9 protein-coding genes are annotated in these 6,190 nt (G+C 63.4%); 6 read left to right on the top strand and 3 right to left on the bottom strand.

Annotation, left to right across the window (positions count from 1 at the left end):
- Nucleotides 1–134: 134 nt before the first annotated feature.
- The gene (locus FJ980_RS09585; RefSeq protein WP_140542657.1) at nucleotides 135–947 is read right to left on the bottom strand and encodes a VOC family protein; all 813 of its coding nucleotides are present in this window, start codon (nucleotides 945–947) and stop codon (nucleotides 135–137) included.
- A 199-nt stretch (nucleotides 948–1,146) separates the two neighbouring features.
- On the opposite strand from FJ980_RS09585, the gene FJ980_RS09580 reads away from it, so the two are divergent.
- Nucleotides 1,147–1,704, top strand: coding sequence for an alpha/beta hydrolase (locus FJ980_RS09580; RefSeq protein ID WP_140542656.1), 558 nt, complete (start codon nucleotides 1,147–1,149; stop codon nucleotides 1,702–1,704).
- A 7-nt stretch (nucleotides 1,705–1,711) separates the two neighbouring features.
- Here FJ980_RS09580 and FJ980_RS09575 read toward each other — a convergent pair whose 3' ends face one another.
- Both FJ980_RS09575 and FJ980_RS09570 read right to left on the bottom strand, forming a co-directional pair.
- Nucleotides 1,712–2,485: an HpcH/HpaI aldolase/citrate lyase family protein gene (locus tag FJ980_RS09575; protein ID WP_140542655.1), complete on the bottom strand. Its 774-nt coding sequence runs from the start codon at nucleotides 2,483–2,485 to the stop codon at nucleotides 1,712–1,714.
- A gap of 217 nt (nucleotides 2,486–2,702) precedes the next feature.
- Nucleotides 2,703–3,023, bottom strand: coding sequence for a DUF1476 domain-containing protein (locus tag FJ980_RS09570; protein ID WP_095765208.1), 321 nt, complete (start codon nucleotides 3,021–3,023; stop codon nucleotides 2,703–2,705).
- Nucleotides 3,024–3,297: 274 nt separating this feature from the next.
- Here FJ980_RS09570 and purC point away from each other — a divergent pair, with 274 nt between their 5' ends.
- The 5 genes from purC to FJ980_RS09545 all read left to right on the top strand — a co-directional run bounded on the left by purC (nucleotide 3,298) and on the right by FJ980_RS09545 (nucleotide 6,187).
- Nucleotides 3,298–4,092: a phosphoribosylaminoimidazolesuccinocarboxamide synthase gene (gene purC, locus FJ980_RS09565; protein WP_140542654.1), complete on the top strand. Its 795-nt coding sequence runs from the start codon at nucleotides 3,298–3,300 to the stop codon at nucleotides 4,090–4,092.
- A 65-nt stretch (nucleotides 4,093–4,157) separates the two neighbouring features.
- Nucleotides 4,158–4,397, top strand: coding sequence for a phosphoribosylformylglycinamidine synthase subunit PurS (gene purS, locus FJ980_RS09560; protein WP_095765207.1), 240 nt, complete (start codon nucleotides 4,158–4,160; stop codon nucleotides 4,395–4,397).
- Between the two features lie 2 nt (nucleotides 4,398–4,399).
- Nucleotides 4,400–5,068 (top strand): phosphoribosylformylglycinamidine synthase subunit PurQ, encoded by a 669-nt coding sequence (gene purQ, locus FJ980_RS09555; RefSeq protein ID WP_140542653.1) that lies wholly within the window; start codon nucleotides 4,400–4,402, stop codon nucleotides 5,066–5,068.
- A gap of 35 nt (nucleotides 5,069–5,103) precedes the next feature.
- Complete coding sequence (locus FJ980_RS09550; protein ID WP_140542652.1) at nucleotides 5,104–5,514, top strand: hypothetical protein; 411 nt, start codon at nucleotides 5,104–5,106, stop codon at nucleotides 5,512–5,514.
- Nucleotides 5,515–5,521: 7 nt separating this feature from the next.
- Nucleotides 5,522–6,187 (top strand): Pr6Pr family membrane protein, encoded by a 666-nt coding sequence (locus FJ980_RS09545; protein WP_140542651.1) that lies wholly within the window; start codon nucleotides 5,522–5,524, stop codon nucleotides 6,185–6,187.
- The last annotated feature ends 3 nt before the right edge of the window (nucleotides 6,188–6,190 follow it).

Raw genomic sequence — 6,190 nt, 5'->3', positions numbered from 1 at the left:
ACTGCCAATCGCGGCATCGGTGATTAGCTGAGGCGCGGGCGCCAAATTCCCCCTTCTCCCCTTGTGGGAGAAGGTGGATCGGCGCGCTAGCGCCGAGACGGATGAGGGGTGCTCCAGCTTGACGCAGCCGTCGTTCAAGCCTTCCCAGGCACCGTCCTGATCACCGTGCCCCAGGGATCCTCACGGCTCGTCTCATCCTTGACATTGTCGGAGCGCATCTCGACCCAGGCGAGGCCCGAGTGCGACGGATCGCGGCGGCCGGCGCCGGCGCTCTGCCAGGCATTGGCGCCGATATGGTGGTGGTAATGACCGGACGACAGGAACACCGCCTGGCCGCCATATTTGGCGACGGTGTCGAAGCCGAACTGGTCATGCCACCAAGCTTCCGCGTCCTCCGGCCGGCCGACGCGCAGATGCACATGGCCGACAATGGTGTTTTCCGGCGCGCCCTGCCAGCCGGCATCGCCCGCCGGCACGCTGCCCACCACTGCCGGCAGGTTCAGTCGCTCGGTCGCCATGGCAATACGGTCGCCGTTCCATTTCCAGTCCTGCGGGCGGCGATCGGCATAGATCTCGATGCCGTTGCCCTCCGGGTCCGTGAGATAGAGCGCCTCGCTGACCAGATGGTCCGAGGCGCCCTCGATCCCGATGTGGTTGGCGGCGGCGTGGCTGATCCAGCGGCCGAGATCCGCCCTTGACGGCAGGAGAAAAGCGGTATGGAAAAGCCCGGCGCTGCGCGGATCGTCGGGCTTGGCCGACGAAGCCTGTTCGAGCACCAGCAGCGGCCGATTGGCTGCGCCGAGCGTGATCGCGCCGTCGGCGCGGCTCAGTTCCTGCAGGCCGACGACGGCGCGATAATAGGCCGCCAGGCTTTCGGCATCGCGCGCCTTCAGCCCGACACGCGACACGCTGACCGGGGTGGTCGCGGCAAAAGGCAGTTCGCTCATCAAACTCTCCGTTCGGGCAGCGCTTATCCCAGCATGGGATTTTCGTGGCCGCCAGCCATTGTTCCTTGTTGCCCTCCAAATCGTCGATTGCGATCGTTCACACAAGAGAGCAAGAATCGAACAAGTTGTTCACAATTGTGATCGCTCCGAATTTTCCGACAGGGTTGCAGCCAAGAAGGCCGCTCGCTACATCGGCGCCATGAAAGTCAAAGACGCAGATATCCTGATCGTGCCGGGCTACACCAATTCCGGCCCCGAGCACTGGCAGACCCGCTGGCAGTCGAAACTGTCGACGGCGCGCCGGGTCGAGCAGGCGGAATGGACCAAACCCGTGCGCGAGGACTGGACGGCGAGCGTGGCGAACGCCGTCAACGAGGCCGAGCGGCCGGTGGTGCTTGTTGCGCACTCGCTGGGCGTGACGGCGGCGGTGCAGGCCATCCCGCAATTCAAGAAGCCGGTCGCCGGCGCCTTCTTCGTCGCGCCGCCCGACGTTTCCAATCCGGAAATCAGGCCAAGGCATCTGATGACCTTCGGCCCCTATTCGCGCGATCCCCTGCCCTTTCCGTCCATCGTGATCGCCAGCCGCAACGATCCGTTCTGCGCCTTCGAGGTCGCCGAGGACATTGCCGCCGCCTGGGGATCGCTCTTCATCGACGCCGGCGAGGCAGGCCATCTCAACCACGACGCCGGCTTCGGCCCGTGGCCCGAGGGTTCGATGACTTTCGCTAAATTCCTGACGGAACTGAAAGAACCCTGATCGGCGTCTAGGAGCCGATCGAATCCCGCATGCTCTTCAACAGCGTTTTCGCGCCGAGCGAAATCAGCGTGTGGTCCGAGCCCATGGCGAGCAGCCGGAAGCCCATTGACACGACGCGCCCGGCAATCGCCGGTTCGATGACATAGATCGCGGCATGCTTGCCGGCCTTGCGCGTCCGCTCGGCGATCGACGCGACCGTCTCCATCATGCTTTCCAGCGTCGAGTTGATGGTGGTGCCGTTCGACCAGGCGATCGAGAAATCCGACGGGCCGACGAAGATGCCGTCGATGCCGGGCGTATCCAAAATACCGTCCAGCGCCTCGAGGGCGGCCCGCGTCTCGACCATGGCGAAAGCCATGGTGCGCTGGTTCGTGTCGCGCAGCCATTCGGCATGGTCGCCCTTGCCATGGCGCGGGAAAGCATAGGTCGGGCCCCAGGAGCGTTCGCCCAGCGGCGGATATTTCATCGCGGCGGCGAATTGCCTTGCATCGGCCGCGGAGTTCACCATCGGCGCGATCACCGCCTCTGCGCCGAAATCGAGCGCGCGGCTCGCCATGTCGAAGCGTCCGACCGGAATGCGCACCAGCGCCGGCTTGTTGGCGGCGAGCACCGGCACCAGGCCGCGCAGCACACTGTCCTCATGATGTCCGCCATGCTGCATGTCGAGGGTGACGGCGTCAAAACCCTGCTTGGCGATGATTTCGACCGTCAGCGCGTCCGGCACGCCCGACCAAGCGGTGAACAGCGTTTCGTCGGCGGCCAGGCGGGACTTGAGCGACATCGAAAGTTTCCTTGTGAACAATCCGCAGTTTTGGCCGGAAACGACGCGAAGGCAAAGAAAAACCGCCCGGCTTGGCCGGGCGGTCGATTGGTCCAGTCAGAGCAATTTCAGGAGAATGCGCAACGGTTTTCCGTCCAGAATTGCGTAAAAACAAAGAGATAGCGCATGACGCCGAAAAGCTCGAGGCGGTTTCGGACGACATCATGTCCACACAGCCTCAGCTGTTCTTGATCTCCTCGATCGCCTGCGCCATCAGCTCGTCCATGGTGCGGCGGATCTGATGGTCGGACTGGGCGACGCCGGCCGCGTCGAAATCCGTGCGGATCTTGCGGAAAACATCGTGGTCGCCCGCTTCCTCGATATCGGAGACCACCACTTCCTTGGCATAGGCTTCGGCATCGGCGCCGGATTTGCCCAGTTTCTCGGCGGCCCACAGGCCAAGCGCCTTGTTGCGGCGCGCCGCGGCCTTGAAGCGAAGCTCCTCGTCGAAGGCGAATTTGCGCTCAAAACCCTCTTCGCGGTCTTTCATGCTGCTCATGACGTCCCTCCGATCAATCCGATTCGCTTGGCGGTGAATATGTGTGATGGGCAAGCACAAACCAAAAGGCCGCGGGCCGGTCAATATGCTTCGTCGCATGCTGCGCTGCGGCATTTCAGTCCCGAAAGCGGTTGATTCGCGGGATTTGCCGATTGAGCAAACAAGGCGATTGCGATAACACCGGCATTGAACGCCGCCTTCGCCATACTAATTTAGGCAGACGGGCAGGAATCGGTCGATTGCCGCCTGCCCGCAGATCCAGAGAAAAAATCAGATGAAAAATCGCCGCCGCATTTACGAAGGCAAGGCCAAGATCCTCTATGAGGGCCCTGAGCCGGGGACGCTGATCCAGTTTTTCAAGGACGATGCCACCGCTTTCAACAAGAAGAAGCATGAAGTGGTCGATGGCAAGGGTGTGCTCAACAACCGCATTTCCGAGCACATCTTCAACCATTTGAACCGGATGGGCATCCCCACCCACTTCATCCGCCGGCTCAACATGCGCGAGCAGTTGATCAAGGAAGTCGAGATCATCCCGCTCGAGGTCGTGGTGCGCAATGTCGCCGCCGGCTCGCTGTCCAAGCGCCTCGGCATCGAGGAAGGCACGGTGCTGCCGCGCTCGATCATCGAATTCTACTACAAGGCCGACGCGCTCGACGACCCGATGGTGTCGGAAGAGCACATCACCGCCTTCGGCTGGGCAAACCCCCAGGAAATCGACGACATCATGGCCCTGGCCATCCGCGTCAACGACTTCCTGTCCGGCCTGTTCCTCGGCGTCGGCATCCAGCTGGTCGACTTCAAGATCGAATGCGGCCGCCTGTTCGAGGGTGACATGATGCGCATCGTCGTCGCCGACGAGATCTCGCCGGATTCCTGCCGGCTGTGGGACGTCGCCACCCAGGACAAGCTCGACAAGGACCGTTTCCGCCGCGACATGGGCGGTCTGGTCGAAGCCTATCAGGAGGTTGCCCGCCGTCTCGGCATCATCAACGAGAACGAGCCGCCGCGCCCGACGGGCCCGGTGCTCGTCGCCTCTTCCGAGGCGCCCAAGGGCCTGAAGCACTGAATACTGACGGGCCTGCCGGACAATGGCAGGCCTTTTCCTAAACGACGATCTGCCCAGGAGCATCGATGAAAGCCCGTATCACCGTGACCCTCAAGAACGGCGTCCTCGACCCGCAGGGCAAGGCGATCGAGCACGCGCTCTCCGGGCTGGGCTTCGACGGCGTCGGCCAGGTGCGGCAGGGCAAGGTGTTCGACATCGAGCTCGCCGGAACCGACAAGGCCAAGGCCGAGGCCGACCTGAAGGCCATGTGCGACAAACTTCTGGCGAACACGGTGATCGAGAACTACGCGGTGGAGATCGCCTGACAATGAAATCAGCCGTCGTCCTCCTGCCAGGCCTCAACCGCGACCGCGACATGATCGCGGCGCTGACCAAGATTTCCGGCCAGGCGCCGGCGACCGTCTGGCAGACCGACACCGAAATCCCCGATGTCGATCTGATCGCCATCCCGGGCGGCTTCTCCTTCGGCGACTATCTGCGCTGCGGAGCGATCGCGGCGCGCATGCCGGTGATGCGGGCGGTCGCCGAAAAGGCGGCCAAGGGCGTGACCGTCATCGGCGTCTGCAACGGCTTCCAGATTCTGGTCGAGGCGGGATTGCTGCCCGGCGCCCTGATGCGCAACGCCTCGCTGAAATTCGTCTGCCGGCAGGTGAAGCTCGAGATCGCCAACGCCAACACCATGTTCACCCGGCGCTACCAGCCCGGACAGGTCATCCGCTCGCCGGTGGCGCATCATGACGGCAACTATTTCGCCGATGCCGAGACGCTTGCCCGGATAGAAGGCGAAGGCCAGGTGGTGTTCCGCTATGCGGAAAACACCAACCCCAATGGCTCGATCAACGACATTGCCGGCATCGTCAACGACAAGGGCAATGTGCTCGGCCTGATGCCGCATCCCGAAAACCTGATCGAGGCGGCGCATGGCGGCAATGACGGGCGGGCGCTGTTCGAAAGCGCTCTCGGCATCGCAGCCTGATTAACATCCCATCGGAACGCGGGGGCGGACTGACCATGAGACTGACGATTGCTCGCCTTGCTCTCCTGGCCGCCGCCGGGCTTGGCTTGGCTTCCTGCCAGTCCAGCCCCAAGACCACGCCGGTTCCCTCAGGCAAGAGCGCCTCGCTGCTTGCGATGGAACAGGTCGCCATCGCTGCGCACAAATGCTGGATCGCCAGCAAGGACCCGGCCTTCAAGACCTACCAGATGGCCAACGAGCTCAATTCCTACAGCGGCACGCCGCGCTTCCTGCTGGTGCCCGCCAAGCATTATGGCGGCAAGCCGCTGCTGGTGGTGCAGGCGCAGGGCAATTCCAGCCGCGTCGACGCCTTTGGCCCGCTGATGAACGAGCCGCTCGGCGCGCGCATCAGTTCCGATCTCGCCCGCTGGCAGGCCGGCAATCCGTCCTGCGCGGCTGCCGCCTGAAATTGTCATGGCCCGGTTCCTGCAGACCGCGGGGCTGGCTGTCGGGCTGATTGCGCTTGTCCTGCAATTCGCCATCACTATCCCGGCATCGATGGCCGCAGGCCGTGGCCTGCTCGGCTCGATCGTCTTCTATTTCAGCTTCTTCACCATCCTGACCAACATCGCCGCTGTGATGGTGCACGCCTCGCTGCTGTCACCCGCCGGCTATGCGTGGTTCCCGGCCTTTGCCGGACCGCGGACGCGGACTGGCGTAGCCGTGGCCATGACTTTGGTTTTCATCGTCTACGCCACGATCCTGGCAAAGCTCTGGCAGCCGCAGGGTTTGTTCCTGTTCTGCGACGTCCTCTTGCACTATGTGACGCCGGTGCTGTTCGTGCTGTGGTGGCTGGTGGCGGGCGCCGATGGCAGGCGGCAGTGGAGCGACATCCCCTGGTGGATGATCTACCCGGTCGTCTATCTCGCCTACGCGCTGATACGCGCGCCCTTCGCCGGCGAAGTACCCTACCCATTCCTCGACGTCGCCAAGAACGGCAGGGCCAGCGTCGCCGTTTCGGCGCTGGCAGTCACCGCGTTATTCGTCGGGTTGAGCGTGCTCGCCGTGCTTGTTGATCACGGCATCGGCCGGCTGCGGAGAAAGACCGCAACCCGCGTCCAATCGAGCCGCCGCTGGTAGGCA

It is taken from the genome of Mesorhizobium sp. B1-1-5 (assembly GCF_006443065.1).
Classification (GTDB): Bacteria; Pseudomonadota; Alphaproteobacteria; order Rhizobiales; family Rhizobiaceae; genus Mesorhizobium.
The sequence above is the reverse complement of the archived record's forward strand: the minus strand, read 5'-3'. Positions and strand labels throughout refer to the sequence as shown.